The 14,398-nt window shown below is 66.8% G+C and carries 14 protein-coding genes; 8 read left to right on the plus strand and 6 right to left on the minus strand.

What is annotated here, in order from left to right; all coding sequences use genetic code 11:
* The first annotated feature begins 72 nt into the window (after positions 1 to 72).
* The gene (locus tag G6N68_RS01070; RefSeq protein WP_163706802.1) at positions 73 to 2,319 is read left to right on the plus strand and encodes an acyltransferase family protein; all 2,247 of its coding nucleotides are present in this window, start codon (positions 73 to 75) and stop codon (positions 2,317 to 2,319) included.
* A 19-nt stretch (positions 2,320 to 2,338) separates the two neighbouring features.
* Here G6N68_RS01070 and eat read toward each other — a convergent pair whose 3' ends face one another.
* A complete protein-coding gene (gene eat / locus G6N68_RS01075) occupies positions 2,339 to 3,712 on the minus strand; it encodes an ethanolamine permease (RefSeq protein WP_163706804.1) in 1,374 nt (457 codons plus the stop codon).
* 32 nt (positions 3,713 to 3,744) lie between these two features.
* Between eat and G6N68_RS01080 the strand changes: the two genes are divergently transcribed.
* Positions 3,745 to 4,842, plus strand: coding sequence for a glycoside hydrolase family 76 protein (locus G6N68_RS01080; RefSeq protein WP_163706806.1), 1,098 nt, complete (start codon positions 3,745 to 3,747; stop codon positions 4,840 to 4,842).
* Positions 4,843 to 4,850: 8 nt separating this feature from the next.
* Here G6N68_RS01080 and G6N68_RS01085 read toward each other — a convergent pair whose 3' ends face one another.
* A complete protein-coding gene (locus G6N68_RS01085) occupies positions 4,851 to 5,540 on the minus strand; it encodes a DedA family protein (protein ID WP_163706808.1) in 690 nt (229 codons plus the stop codon).
* A gap of 62 nt (positions 5,541 to 5,602) precedes the next feature.
* Here G6N68_RS01085 and fbaA point away from each other — a divergent pair, with 62 nt between their 5' ends.
* Positions 5,603 to 6,637 (plus strand): class II fructose-bisphosphate aldolase, encoded by a 1,035-nt coding sequence (gene fbaA / locus G6N68_RS01090; protein WP_163706809.1) that lies wholly within the window; start codon positions 5,603 to 5,605, stop codon positions 6,635 to 6,637.
* Between the two features lie 41 nt (positions 6,638 to 6,678).
* Here fbaA and G6N68_RS01095 read toward each other — a convergent pair whose 3' ends face one another.
* Complete coding sequence (locus G6N68_RS01095; protein WP_163706811.1) at positions 6,679 to 7,521, minus strand: Rv0361 family membrane protein; 843 nt, start codon at positions 7,519 to 7,521, stop codon at positions 6,679 to 6,681.
* 70 nt (positions 7,522 to 7,591) lie between these two features.
* On the opposite strand from G6N68_RS01095, the gene G6N68_RS01100 reads away from it, so the two are divergent.
* Entirely contained in the window at positions 7,592 to 8,005 is a 414-nt protein-coding gene (locus G6N68_RS01100) for a DUF3151 domain-containing protein (RefSeq protein WP_163706813.1), read from the plus strand.
* Here the strand turns inward: G6N68_RS01100 and G6N68_RS01105 are convergent.
* From G6N68_RS01105 to G6N68_RS01115, 3 genes are all read right to left on the minus strand, one after another.
* Positions 8,002 to 8,895, minus strand: a complete 894-nt coding sequence (locus G6N68_RS01105) for a cation diffusion facilitator family transporter (RefSeq protein ID WP_163706815.1) — start codon at positions 8,893 to 8,895, stop codon at positions 8,002 to 8,004. The two genes, G6N68_RS01100 and G6N68_RS01105, sit on opposite strands and share 4 nt — an antisense overlap.
* A gap of 267 nt (positions 8,896 to 9,162) precedes the next feature.
* Complete coding sequence (locus G6N68_RS01110; protein ID WP_163706817.1) at positions 9,163 to 9,915, minus strand: site-2 protease family protein; 753 nt, start codon at positions 9,913 to 9,915, stop codon at positions 9,163 to 9,165.
* Between the two features lie 10 nt (positions 9,916 to 9,925).
* Positions 9,926 to 10,579, minus strand: coding sequence for a peptidase M50 (locus G6N68_RS01115; protein WP_163706819.1), 654 nt, complete (start codon positions 10,577 to 10,579; stop codon positions 9,926 to 9,928).
* An 83-nt stretch (positions 10,580 to 10,662) separates the two neighbouring features.
* Between G6N68_RS01115 and G6N68_RS01120 the strand changes: the two genes are divergently transcribed.
* The 4 genes from G6N68_RS01120 (at position 10,663) to G6N68_RS01135 (ending at position 14,393) form a co-directional block, all read left to right on the plus strand.
* The gene (locus G6N68_RS01120; RefSeq protein WP_163706821.1) at positions 10,663 to 11,961 is read left to right on the plus strand and encodes an adenylosuccinate synthase; all 1,299 of its coding nucleotides are present in this window, start codon (positions 10,663 to 10,665) and stop codon (positions 11,959 to 11,961) included.
* 14 nt (positions 11,962 to 11,975) lie between these two features.
* Positions 11,976 to 12,629 (plus strand): PaaI family thioesterase, encoded by a 654-nt coding sequence (locus tag G6N68_RS01125; RefSeq protein WP_205351441.1) that lies wholly within the window; start codon positions 11,976 to 11,978, stop codon positions 12,627 to 12,629.
* A 139-nt stretch (positions 12,630 to 12,768) separates the two neighbouring features.
* Positions 12,769 to 13,974 carry a formate-dependent phosphoribosylglycinamide formyltransferase gene (gene purT / locus G6N68_RS01130; protein ID WP_371871670.1) on the plus strand — a complete coding sequence of 402 codons (1,206 nt, stop codon included), beginning with the start codon at positions 12,769 to 12,771 and terminating at the stop codon, positions 13,972 to 13,974.
* Positions 13,971 to 14,393, plus strand: coding sequence for a rhodanese-like domain-containing protein (locus G6N68_RS01135; RefSeq protein WP_163706827.1), 423 nt, complete (start codon positions 13,971 to 13,973; stop codon positions 14,391 to 14,393). The genes purT and G6N68_RS01135 overlap by 4 nt, the downstream gene beginning before the upstream one ends.
* Positions 14,394 to 14,398 lie beyond the last annotated feature (5 nt).

The following is a 14,398-nucleotide window of genomic DNA, read 5'->3' on the forward strand; positions in this document are numbered from 1 at the left end:
TGTATGCCCTGTCGGGCTTCGTTACGGCACAGACGGCCGTGGTGGGCGGCCGGCCAGACGACAGGGGATGTCATGGCGCACCGCGTATCGGGGGGAGCGGTTACACGTACGCGAGGCGAAGAACGCGTAAGTCGCGCAGCCGGTCAGCGGCGCGAGCGCGCGGGATTTCGGGGTGACATCGAAGGGTTGCGCGCCGTTGCGGTGCTGGCCGTTGTCCTCTTTCACGCTGACGTGCCCGGTGTGGGCGGTGGCTTTGTCGGCGTGGACGTGTTCTTCGTCGTCTCGGGTTTCCTGATCACCGGCCTGCTGTGGCGTGAGGTCAGCAAAACTGGCACCGTTACGCTGCGCCGCTTCTATGGGGCGCGGGCACGCCGGTTGCTGCCGGCGTCGGCCACGGTAATCGTCGTCACCGTGATCGCTTCGGCTATCTTGTTGCCCGCGTTGGACTTTCAAGGCGTTCTTATGGATGGGTTCGCTTCTGCGCTGTACGTCGGCAACTACTGGTTCATCTACCAAGGGGTCGACTACTTCGGCCGCGACGTGTCGCACTCACCGTTTCAGCACTACTGGTCGCTGGGCGTGGAGGAGCAGTTCTATTTGGTGTGGCCGGTGCTGATCGTGGGCATCGCCCTGCCGGCACGACTCATCCGACGAATGCGGCGGCGGCCAACCGCTGATGGCCACCCGTCGAAGACACCGCATCTGGTCGTCCTTGCGCTGGTCGCAGTGGTGTCTTTCGCCCTGTCGCTCATGATCACCTACGTAGTGCCTGCCATGGCGTTCTTCTCGCTACCGACGCGAGCTTGGCAGTTGGCCGTCGGCGGCTTGGTGGCGCTCACGGCCGGGCGGTGGGGCCGGCTCCCGGTGCGAGCGGCGGTGCCCATGGGATGGGGTGGGCTGGCCCTGATCGTGGTGGCATGCACCGAAATCGGTCCGAACACAACATATCCGGGCGCCGCCGCGCTGCTGCCGGTAACGGGTGCGGTGCTGGTGATCGGCGCCGGCTGTGCCACGGCAACGCAGGGGTGTAGCAGGGTCCTGGCTACACCGCCGATGACGTCGATCGGCCGGCTGTCGTACTCGTGGTATCTGTGGCACTGGCCCGTAATGGTGCTCGCTCCGGCACTATTCGGCCCGCTTGGGTTGGTAGACAGGTTGGTTGCGGTCCTCGTTTCTGCCGGGCTGGCAGTGCTCGCACTGCGTCTCATCGAGGATCCAGTGCGATTCGCGGCTCCCGTGCGCCGGTCCGCTTTCGCCAGTCTGGCGGTCGGTGGCCTCGCGTCGTCGGTGGCGGCCGGTCTCTGCGCGGTGATGTTTGTCCAGTCGTCGTCGTGGGCGACCATCGTCGCGCGCGGTGCACCGGGTGCGACACCCGCGATCACCGCGGCACCTGTCGTGACCGGCGACAACGTTGAGGCCCACGAGGCGGCGGTGCAGTACGCCATCGCTCAGGTACAAGCCGCCGTCGCGGCATCTGCGGACCTCGAGGCCGTACCGTCCAACCTCAAGCCGTCACTCGGCGCGGCCGCGGCCGAATATGCGCAGTTGAGGTTTGACGGCTGCTTGCGCTTGCCCTCCGAAGGTGGGCAGCCCGAGTGCGCGTCGGGCAATACCGCCTCGGCGACGAGGGTGGTCCTGGTCGGTGACTCCCACGCCGGGATGTTGATTCCGGCCTTCCGGCAGATTGCCGAGCAGCGCTCCTGGCGGGTCGAAACCCTGGCCAAGGCGGGCTGTCCATTGCTGGATTTGCCGCTTGTCACCAACCCCTTCTTCAACCGGCTGGTCGAACTGGTCAATCGGTGTGAGCAATGGCGCGCCAACATCATGGCCCGGCTGCACGCCGAGCGACCGCAGCTGATCGTGCTGGACATGTTCCGGGGGTATGTCGCCAACGCCCGCGGCGGCTGGCGAACGAGTTTCACGTCGTACGACACGGCGTGGCTCGACAGCCTGACCCGCCTGGTGCGGCAGTTGCGTGACCTTGGGTCCAAAGTGCTGGTACTCGGGCCGGTCCCGAATCTGAACAACACACTCGTTCCGCAGTGCTTGCTGCGGAACATCGATGACGCAACTGCTTGCGCGCCACCAATGTCGGTCGCGGTCAACCGATCTGGCATCGGAGCCGAGTTCGCCGCCACCAAAGCCGGTGGCGGGCAATACGCCGACATCACCGAATTGTTCTGCACCCGGAATCGATGCCCGGTCATCGTCGGCGACACCCTGGTTTACATGGACCAGTTCCACCTGACCATCGAATACTCCCGAGTGCTGGCACCGGCGATCGGGACGCTGGTCGACCGCGCGTTCGCCCACGGTTGACGCCGGGCGGACCCGGTAGTCAGCCGGCCAATTCTTCGTCGGGAGCGTTGGCGACCAACCGGTGTCGGCTGTAGACGCCGAAATACATTAGGAATGCGGCGAATACCGCGAGACAGCACACGGTGGCCACGGTGTCGACCAGGAACGTGGCGATCAGCGCCAGCGTGGCCACCACCAAGGCGAAGCCGGTGGTGGCGGTGCCTCCCGGAGTGCGGTACGGACGGTGCATGTCGGGTGCGCGTCGACGGAGCACTATGTGGCTGACCATGATCAGCACGTAGGACAGGGTGGCGCCGAAAACGGCCATGTTCAGCAACAGGTCGCCCTTGCCGGTCAACGACAATCCGAAACCGATGACCCCGGGAACGATCAGCGCCAGCGTGGGCGCTTTTCGCGAGTTGGTGACCGACAGGACCGTTGGCAGGTAACCGGCACGGGACAGCGCGAACAGTTGCCGCGAATACGCGTAGATGATCGAGAAAAAGCTGGCCACCAGGCCGGCCAGTCCGATGTAGTTGACCGCCTTGGCCGCACCACTTGGTCCGAGCGCGGCCACCAGCGGGTTTCCCGATGTTGACATCGCGTGCGCGCCACCGGAACCCGTCGTCAGCAGCAGCACCAGCACGCACGTCGCGAGCAGCACGGCGAACGCCGCGGTGATGCCGCGCGGCACGTTGCGGGCCGGGTCCGCCGTCTCTTCGGCGGCCAGCGGAACGCCCTCGATCGCGAGGAAAAACCAGATCGCGAACGGCAACGCCGACCACACGCCGAGATAGCCGTGCGGCAGAAATGCGGATGCACCCACGGCATCGGTGGCGGCAATGTCGGTGAGATTCGCCGCATGAAAACGGCCCACGGCGGCGACACAGAAAATGGCGATCCCCACCAGCGCTACGGCGGTGATCGCGAACATCACCTTCAAAGCCTCGCCGACCCCGGCCAGATGAATTCCGATGAACAGCGCGTAGATTGCCAAATACACATACCAGCTGTCGCGAATCCCGAAGAGCCCCAACGACTCCACGTAGGCGCCGATGAACGTCGCGATCGCCGCCGGCGCGATCGAGTACTCGATCAGCACCGCGGTGCCCGTCGCGAACCCGCCCAGTGGTCCGAGCGCCCGTCTGGCGAACGTGTACCCGCCGCCCGCGGCGGGCAGCGCCGACGACAACTCGGCCATGCCCAGCACCAACGCGAGATACATTGCGGCGATCACGACGGAGGCGATCACCAAACCGCCGAAACCGCCCTGCGCCAACCCGAAATTCCAGCCGGAGTAATCGCCGGACACCACGTAGCTGACACCAAGTCCCGCCAGTAGCAACCATCCGGCGCTACCGGTCTTCAATTGCCGCTTCGCTAGATAGGCGGACGGCTCCGGGTGGCTTTCCACAGCGCTCCAACGTTAGGGCAGGATCGGCAAGTATGGATCAGGTATGGGCGAACCGGGCCGCCAGCTCTGAAACCGCCGTCACGCAACGGCACCTGGCCCGGGTCTGGGGGTTGCCCGGAACCCAACTCGGCGTGGTGGCGTGGCCGCCGGAGCGCAGGGACCGGTTGTACGGCACTTGGCACTACTGGTGGCAGGCACACCTGCTGGACTGCCTGCTCGACGCCCAGCTCCGCGACCCGCAGCCGGAACGGCTCGTCCGGATCAAGCGCCAGATCCGCTCGCACCGGCTGCGCAACAACTTCCGCTGGACCAACAGCTATTACGACGACATGGCCTGGCTGGCACTGGCGTTGGAGCGCGCCGCGCGGATCGCCGGCATCGAGCGCAGACGCGCCCTGGCCAAACTCGACGACCAGTTCTACAAGGCATGGGTGCCCGAGGACGGCGGCGGCATCCCGTGGCGCAAGCAAGACCAGTTCTTCAACGCCCCCGCCAACGGTCCGGCAGGCATCTTCCTGGCTCGCTACGAGGACCGGATGCGCCGCGCCCAGCAGATGGCCGACTGGATCGATGAAACCTTGATAGACCCCGAGACGCACCTGGTGTTCGACGGCATCAAGGGCGGCTCCCTGGTGCGCGCGCAGTACACGTACTGCCAGGGAGTGGTACTCGGCTTGGAGACCGAATTGGCAAAGCGCACCCACGACGACCGCCACGCGCCGCGCGTGCATCGTCTGGTTGCGGCGGTCAACGAGCACATGGCACCGCGGGGAGTGCTGAAGGGGGCCGGCGGCGGCGACGGCGGGCTGTTCGCGGGGATCACCGCGCGCTACCTGGCGCTGGTGGCCACCGACCTACCTGGTGATTCGGCGGAGGACGTCGCCGCCCGTGACACCGCCCGGGCGATCGTCCTGGCCAGCGCGAAATCAGCGTGGGGCAACCGACAGACCGTGGATGGGCTGCCGGTCTTCGGAGCGTTCTGGGACCGTGACGCGGAGTTGCCTTCGGCCGGTGGCCAGCAGGCGCAGTTCGTCGCCGGGGCCGTCAACAGTTCCGAGATTCCCGAGCGGGACCTGTCGGTGCAGTTGTCGGGCTGGATGCTGATGGAGGCCGCGTACGCCGCGAGTTGACGTGCCGACTACTCGACGGCGGCGTCGGTCTCCTCTTCGGTTTTCTCTTCCTTTTTGGCGCCCCCGCGCCGCGAGCGGTAGCCCTTCCAGGCCGCGATGAATGCCGGCATCAGCGACACGAAGAGGATGCCGAGGATGATCTTTTCCAGGTTTTCGTGGACGAAGGGCACGTTGCCCAGGAAGTAGCCCAATGTCGTGACGCCGCCGCCCCACAGCGTGCCGCCGACGATGTCGAACCCCAGGAACACCGGGTAACGCATGTACGAAATCCCGGCGACCACCGGTGTGAACGTCCGCAGGAACGGCGCGAAGCGGGCCAGGATGATCGCCCACGGCCCGTACTTTTCGAAGAACGCATGCGACTCCGTCACGTAGTGCTTTTTGAAGAACCGCGAATCTTCCTTCTTGAACAGCGCCGGTCCGATGCGCCGTCCGATGAAGTACCCGGTCTGGTCGCCCAGCACGGCAACGACGGCGACGGCGGGCGCCAGTATCCAAATGTCGATAGTCCCCTTTGCTGCCAGCAAGCCCCCGGTAAACAGCAGCGACTCGCCAGGCAGCAAGGGAAACAGCAGACCGGTCTCGATGAAGACGATGATCAATATGCCGGGTAGCACCGCAGACCCGAAGACGCCGCCGGGGCCCAACCAATACCAGGGGTCGAGGAAGTCGCCCAAAGCGGCAACCGAGGTGCTCATGATGCTTCAACATACCGGCGTTGCCATACTGGGTGGACCAAAGTCTTCGAGGAGGAAGTGCCATGCCCATCGCAACGCCCGAGATCTACGCCGAGATGTTGGGACGTGCCAAGGAGAATTCGTACGCCTTTCCGGCCATCAACTGCACTTCTTCGGAGACCATCAATGCAGCGCTGAAGGGCTTCGCCGAAGCCGGCAGCGACGGCATCATTCAGTTCTCGACCGGTGGCGCCGAATTCGGGTCCGGCCTCGGGGTCAAGGACATGGTTACCGGTGCGGTCGCCTTGGCGGAGTTCGCGCACGTCGTCGCCGCCAAGTACCCGATCAACGTCGCACTGCACACCGACCACTGCCCGAAAGACAAGCTCGACACCTACGTCCGGCCGCTGCTGGCGATCTCGTCGGAGCGCATAAGCGCCGGCAAGAACCCGTTGTTCCAGTCGCACATGTGGGACGGATCGGCCATCCCGATCGATGAGAACCTGCAGATCGCCAAGGAGCTGCTCAAGGAGGCGGCCGCCGCCAAGATCATCCTGGAGATCGAGATCGGCGTGGTCGGGGGCGAAGAGGACGGCGTCGCCAACGAGATCAACGACAAGCTGTACACGACGCCCGAGGACTTCGAGAAGACGATCGACGCGCTGGGTGCGGGCGAGCACGGTCACTACCTGCTGGCCGCGACGTTCGGCAACGTGCATGGCGTCTACAAGCCGGGCAACGTCAAGCTGCGCCCCGACATCCTGGCCCAGGGTCAGAAGGTGGCCGCATCCAAGCTCGGACTCGCCGACGACGCGCAGCCGTTCGACTTCGTCTTCCATGGCGGTTCGGGCTCGGAGAAGTCCGAAATCGAGGAGGCGCTGCGCTACGGCGTGGTGAAGATGAACGTCGACACCGACACCCAGTACGCGTTCACCCGCCCGATCGCCGCCCACATGTTCACCAACTACGACGGCGTGCTGAAGGTCGACGGTGAGGTCGGCAACAAGAAGGTCTACGACCCGCGCAGCTACCTGAAGAAGGCGGAAGCCGGCATGACCGAGCGGGTCATCGAGGCGTGCAACGACCTGCACTGCGCCGGGAAGTCGCTCAGCAGCTAGAGCCGCGGCGCGCCAACGAACGGCGCGCCAAACCTAGCTGCCTAACTGCTGGGAGACTGGCAGACCTTCCATTGGTCGTCACGAAACTGCAGGTCCAGGCTGCGTGTCGAACGAACCTGCGGGTCGTGGGCCACGTAGGCGGTGACGTTCGCCTCGGCCTGCTCACCGTGCACGATGACCTGGTCGATGCTGGCGATCACCGGGTACTGCCTGGCCGTCGACACCCGTCGGTAGGTCTCTGCCCAGTCCTTCTCGTCGTACTCCGCGTAGCTGTCGCGTTCCGCGCCGCACGTCGTACTGCGCAGCGTCTTCAGGTCGCCGGTCTGTATCGCGACGTCGTAACCCTGGATGGCGCTGCGGACCCGGTCCTCCTGTGAGGGCTGTGACTGCTGAGTCCGGGTGAACAGCAAGGTGCCCAGGATCGCGATCGCCGCCAGCGCCAACACGATCACCACGATCGCCAGCACCCAACCCCAGTTGCGGTGCTCCGACGCCGGCTTCTTCCCGCCTGACCTAGGCGGAATAGATTGCGGCACAGCCGTTTTCGGCGGAAGTTGCCTGGGTGGAGGCGAGGCGTTGGGCGGTGGGGTCTGCGTTTGGAAGACTTCGGTGGCCGCCTCCGGGGCGGTGGCGATGACCTGCGTCTCTTTTTCGTCGAAGCCAGGTGCGGTGAAGCGACGTTCACGCAGTGCGTCCAGGTTCGAGTCGTCCTTCTCGGCCTCCGGTTCGGGCTTGGCGAGCGCCAGGGTCTCGGTTTCGGCCTCGTGGTTCACCGGAGTCTGGTTCCGCGGGCCAGCGACGCCGGGGTCAGTGGCTTGCTCACCGGCGGATTCGCCCCTGGGTTCCGGTCCGCCGCGGTCTGCTTCGGATGGGTTGGTGGGCATGATGTGGAGCTTAGCGACCATTGCGCGGGGTTGGCTCATCGCCGAGCCAGACCACCCGCAAAATAGAAACATGAAGCCGACGCGTGACCTTCTTGGGCCTGATCCAGTCCTGCTACCGGGTGACCCCGAGGCTGAAGCCGAACTGTCCGCCGGCCAGAATCCCGGCCTCGTCGCGGCCGCGCATCCGGCCGCATCGGTGGCGTGGGCGGTGCTCGCCGAAGAGGCGTTGGCGGAAGACAAGGCCATCACCGCCTACGCTTACGCCCGTACGGGCTACCACCGCGGGCTGGATCAGCTGCGTCGCAACGGCTGGCGGGGCTTTGGCCCGGTGCCGTATGCACACGAGCCCAATCGTGGCTTCCTGCGCTGTGTGGCGGCACTCGCGCGGGCAGCCGACGCGATTGGCGAGACCGACGAATTCCAGCGGTGCCTGGACTTGCTCGACGATTGCGACCCCGAGGCGCGCCCCGCTCTGGGGCTCTAGAAGGTTTCCTCGCAGTGCCCGTCCGGACAGTCGATCTGAACGGTGGCATGGTCCAGGCCGTGGGCGGACAGCACTGCGCGAGCATCCTGTAGCACCAGCGCGGAGTCGCGTTCGCTGGTGAGGTGTGCCGTCGCCATGTCCTTCCCGGGCGACAGCGTCCACACGTGCAGGTCGTGTACGTCGGTCACGCCGTCGACTGCACCCAGAGCCGAACGCAGCGCCTCCACGTCGACGTGGGCGGGTGAAGATTCGGAGAGGATGCGCAGCGCCGCCCGGGCCAGCGCGATCGCCCTGGGCAACACCCACAGCGCCACCAGTACCGCGACCACCACGTCCGCGTAGGGCCAGTGCGTCGTGACGGTCACGATGCCGGCGATCAACACGCCGATGCTGCCGACGGTGTCGGCGACGACCTCCATGTAGGCGCCGCGGACCGCCAGGCTTTCCTCCGAGTGCGAGCGCAACAGCATCGCGACCGCGAAGTTGGCGGCCACCCCCGTCAGTGCCACCACGATCATCGGCACGCCGGGAACTTCAGGTGCCCCGCCGAGCCGGTCTATCGCCTCGATGAGGATGAACACTGCCACCCCAACCAGCAGCACCGCGTTGGCCACCGCGGTGAAAACCTCGGCGCGATGCCACCCGAACGTGCGGCTGGGCGACGAGCTGCCGCGCCGAGCCAGCAGGACGGCCGTCAGCCCCATAAACACGGCCACGACGTCGGTGAGCATGTGGCCGGCGTCGGCCAGCAGCGCGATCGAGTTGATCAGCAGGGAGGTGGTCAGTTCGATGACGAAGAACGTGGCCAAGATCCCGGCGGCGAGGATCATCCGCGGGATCATCCGGGAGTTTTCGGTGTCTCCCGGGGCGTGACTGTGGCCGGCGCCCATAGGGCAGTAATATATGCGTAATTTCGCATATATTGCAATAGGGGGGGTTGCCGCCTCGGCTGCTGGGGCGTCGAGTGTGAGGGTTGTTGCCCGTTTTCGCGTGGTGGGGGTGTTTAGGGCGCACGTTCGGCGCGGCCCAGTTGCTGGCGCCCGCTGCTGCGGCGTCGACCGTGGCGGCTATTGCCCGTTTTCGCGCGGCGAGGGTGTTTACCCCTCACACTCGGCGAGAGGGCGCGACGCGCGGCCCGCGCCGCGGGCCGCCCGCCGCTAGAGCCAGATGCTCCAGAAGCGGGTCAGCGCGCTACCGGCGCGGGCCAGCAAGGGCTCGACCCCGAAGGGCGCGAAGCACCAGTCCACGAGCGTGAAGAACCACTGGGCTAGCGCCGGCGTCAGGAACAAGACCAGCAGAAACACCAGGCCGAACTGCTTGGCGGGTGCCAACGCCCGTTGCGTCTCCGGACTCAGGTGGGGTTCCAACGCGTCGTATCCGTCCAGACCCGGAATGGGCAACAGGTTCAACAGGACGGCGGTGAGCTGAAGGAACCCCAGAAACGCGACGCCCGCCCACAGCACCGCGTGTGCGGGGTCGTACCAGATCCGCGTTACGACCAGCAGCAGCACGGCCAGCACCAGATTCATCGCCGGACCCGCCAAGCTGACCAGCGTGCGGCGTCGGGGACTCATGAAGAACGTATGCAGATACACCGCGCCGCCGGGCAGGCCGATTCCACCCAGCGCGATGAACAACATGGGCAGGCCCAGCGACAGCATGGGGTGGGCGTAGCGGCGTGGGTCCAGCGTGAGGTAGCCCCGCACGGCAACGTCGCGGTCGCCGAAGCGCCAGGCGGTGAACGCGTGCCCGAACTCGTGCAAGCACAACGAAACCAGCCAGCCCGAGATGACCAGCACGAACACGCCCACATAGGACAGTGGCTGCCGAGTCGACCCGGCGGCCCAGGCCAGCCCGCCCCCGACAGCGGTCAATGCGACCAGGCCCAGGAAAAGGGGACTGGGTTTCACCGCTGGAAAACTACCGGACCAGCAGCCAGCCCTCGACGTTGCGGTAGAACGTCGAACGGCGGACCTTGCGGGGTGCCGGAACGCCGTCGCGCAGCACGGCGGCGCCGGTGGTGCCCAACTGGGCGGCACGTCCGCTGACCCAACTGCGCATCCAGCGGCGCCATGGCCGCCCGTCGCGCAGGGCGACCCGCAGCCCGGGCAGGCTCAGCGTCGGCTCGATATCAGCGCCGACGGCGTCCCCGTCGAACAACACGGTGTCGTCGACCACCGCCTCGCCGTGGATCATCGCCTGTCCGTCGGCCGGCAGCCAACTGGCGCGGCCGACCACCACCTTCCCCGTCTCGTCGCGGATCAACGGCACCCGGCTGGCGACGCCCCTGCTGGCCCGCCGGGCAGCGCGCCGTCCAGCTGGCGCGCGATAGGCGCGGGTGGCGAAGGTACGCCGGCGGGGCACGTAACCCACCTCGACGTCGAGCCGGTCGGCACGCAACAGGCGGGACAGCACGGCGGCCAGGTCGGCGTCGGTGCCGACCACGATCAGCCGCCCAAATGGGCCCGGGACGTCGTCGACGGACAGCGTGGGCAGGCCGGTCAACGCGCGGGGCAGGGGACGGTCGCCAAAGGCCAATACCGCCGCGTTGGACGTTTTCACCCCGTTATCCATGGCTCCTCACACACCGCTCGGTAGGGTAGGTCACCGGCTGGACCACAATAAGCGGGCACAATCCGCGAGATCAGGAGCACGTCATGCCGGCAGTCGTCCTCATCGGCGCCCAATGGGGCGACGAGGGCAAGGGTAAAGCCACTGATCTACTCGGTGGGCGTGTGCAGTGGGTGGTTCGGTACCAGGGCGGCAACAACGCCGGACACACCGTCGTCCTGCCCACCGGTGAGAACTTCGCGCTTCACCTCATCCCGTCCGGCGTACTGACCCCGGGCGTCACCAACGTCATCGGCAACGGCGTGGTGATCGACCCCGGGGTGTTGCTGGACGAACTCAAAGGTCTCGAGGACCGCGGCGTCGACACCTCCAAGCTGCTGATATCGGCCGACGCCCACCTGCTGATGCCCTACCACGTCGCGATCGACAAGGTCACCGAGCGCTACATGGGCAGCAAGAAGATCGGCACCACCGGGCGCGGCATCGGCCCGTGCTATCAGGACAAGGTCGCGCGGATGGGGATCCGGGTGGCCGACGTGCTGGATCCCGAGCAACTGACCCACAAGGTCGAGGCCGCGCTCGAATTCAAGAACCAGGTCCTGGTCAAGATCTACAACCGCAAGGCGCTGGAACCGGCGCAGGTCGTCGAGGTGCTGCTCGAGCAGGCCGAAGGATTCAAGCACCGCATCGCCGACACCCGGCTGCTGCTCAACGCCGCGCTGGAGGCCGGCGAGACGGTCTTGCTGGAAGGCTCCCAGGGCACCCTGCTCGACGTCGACCACGGCACTTACCCGTACGTGACATCGTCGAACCCGACGGCGGGTGGCGCGGCCGTCGGGTCCGGTATCGGACCGACCCGGATCAACACGGTGCTGGGGATCCTCAAGGCCTATACGACCCGGGTTGGTTCCGGCCCGTTCCCCACCGAGCTGTTCGACGAGAACGGCGAATACCTGTCCAAGACGGGCGGCGAGTTCGGCGTCACGACCGGCCGCCGCCGGCGCTGCGGCTGGTTCGACGCCGTCATCGCGCGCTACGCCAGCCGCGTCAACGGCATCACCGACTACTTCCTGACCAAACTCGACGTGCTGTCCAGCCTGGAAACGGTGCCGGTCTGCGTCGGCTACGAGATCGACGGCAAACGCACCCACGACATGCCGATGACCCAATCGGAGCTCTGGCGTGCCCAGCCGGTCTACGAAGAGTTGCCAGGCTGGTGGGAGGACATCTCGGAGGCGCGGGAGTTCGAGGACCTGCCCGCCAAGGCGCGTGACTACGTGCTTCGGTTGGAAGAGCTTGCCGGAGCGCCGGTTTCGTGCATCGGCGTCGGTCCGGGACGGGACCAGACGATCGTGCGCCGCGACATCCTGCAGGATCGCTCTTGACGCACTACGGAGCCGTGGGGTCTTCCGATGATCCTGCCGAACGTCCCGAAGATATCGACCCCGATTACGAACATCACGGTGGCTTTCCCGAGTACGGGCCGGCCAATCCCGGCGCTGGCTTTCGCCAGTTCGTGGCGAACATGCGCCGGCTGCAGGACCTGGCGGTTTCCGCCGACCCTGACGACGCAGTGTGGGACGAGGCCGCGCAACGGGCCGCCGCGCTCGTGCAGCTGCTGGAGCCGTATCTGGCCGCCGAAGGCCAAGCCCCTGCGGGCCGGACGCCCGACATGCCCGGGATGGGCAGCCTGCTCCTGCCGCCGTGGACGCTGACCCGCTACGAGCCCGACGGCGTCGAGATGACGGGATCGTTCAGCCGGTTCCACGTCGGGGGCAACTCCGCGGTACACGGCGGGGTGCTGCCGCTGCTGTTCGACCACATGTTCGGCATGGTCTCCCACGCCGCCGGACGGCCGATCAGCCGGACCGCGTTCTTGCATGTCGACTACCGAAAGATCACCCCGATCGATGTGCCGTTGGTGGTCCGCGGGCGTGTCACCAGCACCGAAGGCCGCAAGGCGTTCGTCGCCGCAGAATTGCTGGACGGCGACGAGGCGGTTCTGGCCGAGGGCAACGGACTGATGGTGCGACTACTGCCCGGCCAGCCCTAGTCTTGGAGTTGTGACCGAAGGACAGGACGGGCCCGACGCCGCGCCCGAGACGACGAAGTTCGATGTCCCGCCCGAGGCAACACCAGAAGACCCGGTCACTCCGCCCGAGCCGATCGACGTGGACACCAGTCCGCGGGTCCTGCTGCTTGGTTCCAACGAGCTGGCCCGAGAGCTGACGGTCGCGCTGCAGCGGCTGGGCGCCGAGGTCGTCGCCGTCGACGAGCACGGCGACGCCCCCGCTCAGCGAATCGCCGACCAAGCGTTGGTGGTGGCGCCGACCGACGCGGAGGCGCTGGCCGCGGCGTTCGGCGGCCTGCAACCGGATTTCGTGGTGACACTCACCGAGCACGTTTCGGTCGAGGCGCTGGACGCTCTGAGCTCGCTCGAATCCGAACAGGTCGACTCGCCGACCGGTTTCACCGAACTGGTGCCGAGCGCTCGCAGTGTGCGGCTGACCGCCGATCGGGAGGGTTTGCGCCGGCTCGCGGCCGACCAGCTCGGCCTGCCGACGGCGCCGTTCTGGTTCGTCGGGTCGCTGGCCGAACTCGAGGCGGTCGCGGCCCATGCCGCCTTTCCGTTGCTGGTGAAGCCGGTGGAAGGCTCGGCCGAGGCGGGGCAGTCTTTCGTCAAGGGCCCCGACGGGCTGGAATCCGCTTGGCAGCGTGCCCTCGCGCAGCAGGCGGAGGGTGCACATCCCCGCGCCTGGGCGGAGGCCGTGGTCGAGGTCGAATTTCTGGTCACGCTGATCGTTGTGCGCAGCGAAGGTCCGACGGGCCCGGTCATCGAGTTCTGCTCGCCGATCGGTCATCGGCGCGAAACCCACGGTGAGACCGTTGAGCTGGAATCCTGGCAGCCGCAGAAGCTGAGCCCGGCGGCGCTGGATGCGGCCAGGTCGATCGCCGCGCGCATCGTCAAGGCGCTCGGTGGGCGCGGCGTCTTCAGCGTCGAGTTGATGATCAACGGTGACGAGGTCTACTTCGCCGACGTCAGTCCGTACCCGACCGACACCGCTTGGGCAACCCTGCGCAGCCAGCGGCTTTCGGCGTTCGAGCTGCAAGCGCGGGCCATCCTGGGCGTTGCCGTGGACACCTTGATGGTTTCTCCGGGTGCCGCTCGGGTGCTGCGGCCGGGCCAGGGCTTCGGCCCGACCGCGGATGCGCTGACGGCCGCTCTGGGCGTGCCGGAAAGCGACGTACGAATCTTCGCGCGGGCCGATACCGATCAGCCGGCCGGCGCGCCCTACCCGCTCGGGGTGGTACTGGCCACCGCGCCCGACGTGGCGACCGCGCGTGACCGCGCCCGCGAGGCGGCTACCCGGTTAAATATGCGAGACTCACGCGCGTGAGTTATGCAGGAGATATCACCCCACTTGAGGCCTGGAAGATCCTGAGCGACAACCCCCGGGCCGTGCTGGTCGACGTGCGCACCGACGCCGAATGGCGTTTCGTGGGAGTGCCCGACTTGTCGAGCCTCGGCCGCGACGTGGTGTACATCGAGTGGAACACCTCCGACGGGAAACGCAACGAGAACTTCCTGGCCGAGTTGAAGGACCAGGTCCCGCCCGGTGACGGCGAGGAAGAGCGTCCGGTGCTGTTCCTGTGCCGGTCGGGCAACCGTTCGATCGGCGCCGCCGAGACCGCGACCGAGGCGGGTATCACCCCGGCCTACAACGTGCTGGACGGCTTCGAGGGCCAGCTGAACGCCGAGGGGCACCGAGGCGAGACGGGTTGGCGGGCGACTGGATTGCCCTGGACGCAGAAGTGACGCGG

It is taken from the genome of Mycobacterium bourgelatii, from assembly GCF_010723575.1.
Taxonomy (GTDB): Bacteria; Actinomycetota; Actinomycetes; order Mycobacteriales; family Mycobacteriaceae; genus Mycobacterium; species Mycobacterium bourgelatii.

Bases quoted from the DNA above. Each gene is read 5' to 3' on its own strand.
- G6N68_RS01070 (WP_163706802.1), top strand. From the start codon at position 73: ATGGCGCACCGCGTATCGGGGGGAGCGGTTACACGTACGCGAGGCGAA.
- G6N68_RS01080 (WP_163706806.1), top strand. From the start codon at position 3,745: ATGGATCAGGTATGGGCGAACCGGGCCGCCAGCTCTGAAACCGCCGTC.
- G6N68_RS01085 (WP_163706808.1), bottom strand. From the start codon at position 5,540: ATGAGCACCTCGGTTGCCGCTTTGGGCGACTTCCTCGACCCCTGGTAT.
- fbaA (WP_163706809.1), top strand. From the start codon at position 5,603: ATGCCCATCGCAACGCCCGAGATCTACGCCGAGATGTTGGGACGTGCC.
- G6N68_RS01095 (WP_163706811.1), bottom strand. From the start codon at position 7,521: ATGCCCACCAACCCATCCGAAGCAGACCGCGGCGGACCGGAACCCAGG.
- G6N68_RS01100 (WP_163706813.1), top strand. From the start codon at position 7,592: ATGAAGCCGACGCGTGACCTTCTTGGGCCTGATCCAGTCCTGCTACCG.
- G6N68_RS01105 (WP_163706815.1), bottom strand. From the start codon at position 8,895: ATGGGCGCCGGCCACAGTCACGCCCCGGGAGACACCGAAAACTCCCGG.
- G6N68_RS01115 (WP_163706819.1), bottom strand. From the start codon at position 10,579: ATGGATAACGGGGTGAAAACGTCCAACGCGGCGGTATTGGCCTTTGGC.
- G6N68_RS01120 (WP_163706821.1), top strand. From the start codon at position 10,663: ATGCCGGCAGTCGTCCTCATCGGCGCCCAATGGGGCGACGAGGGCAAG.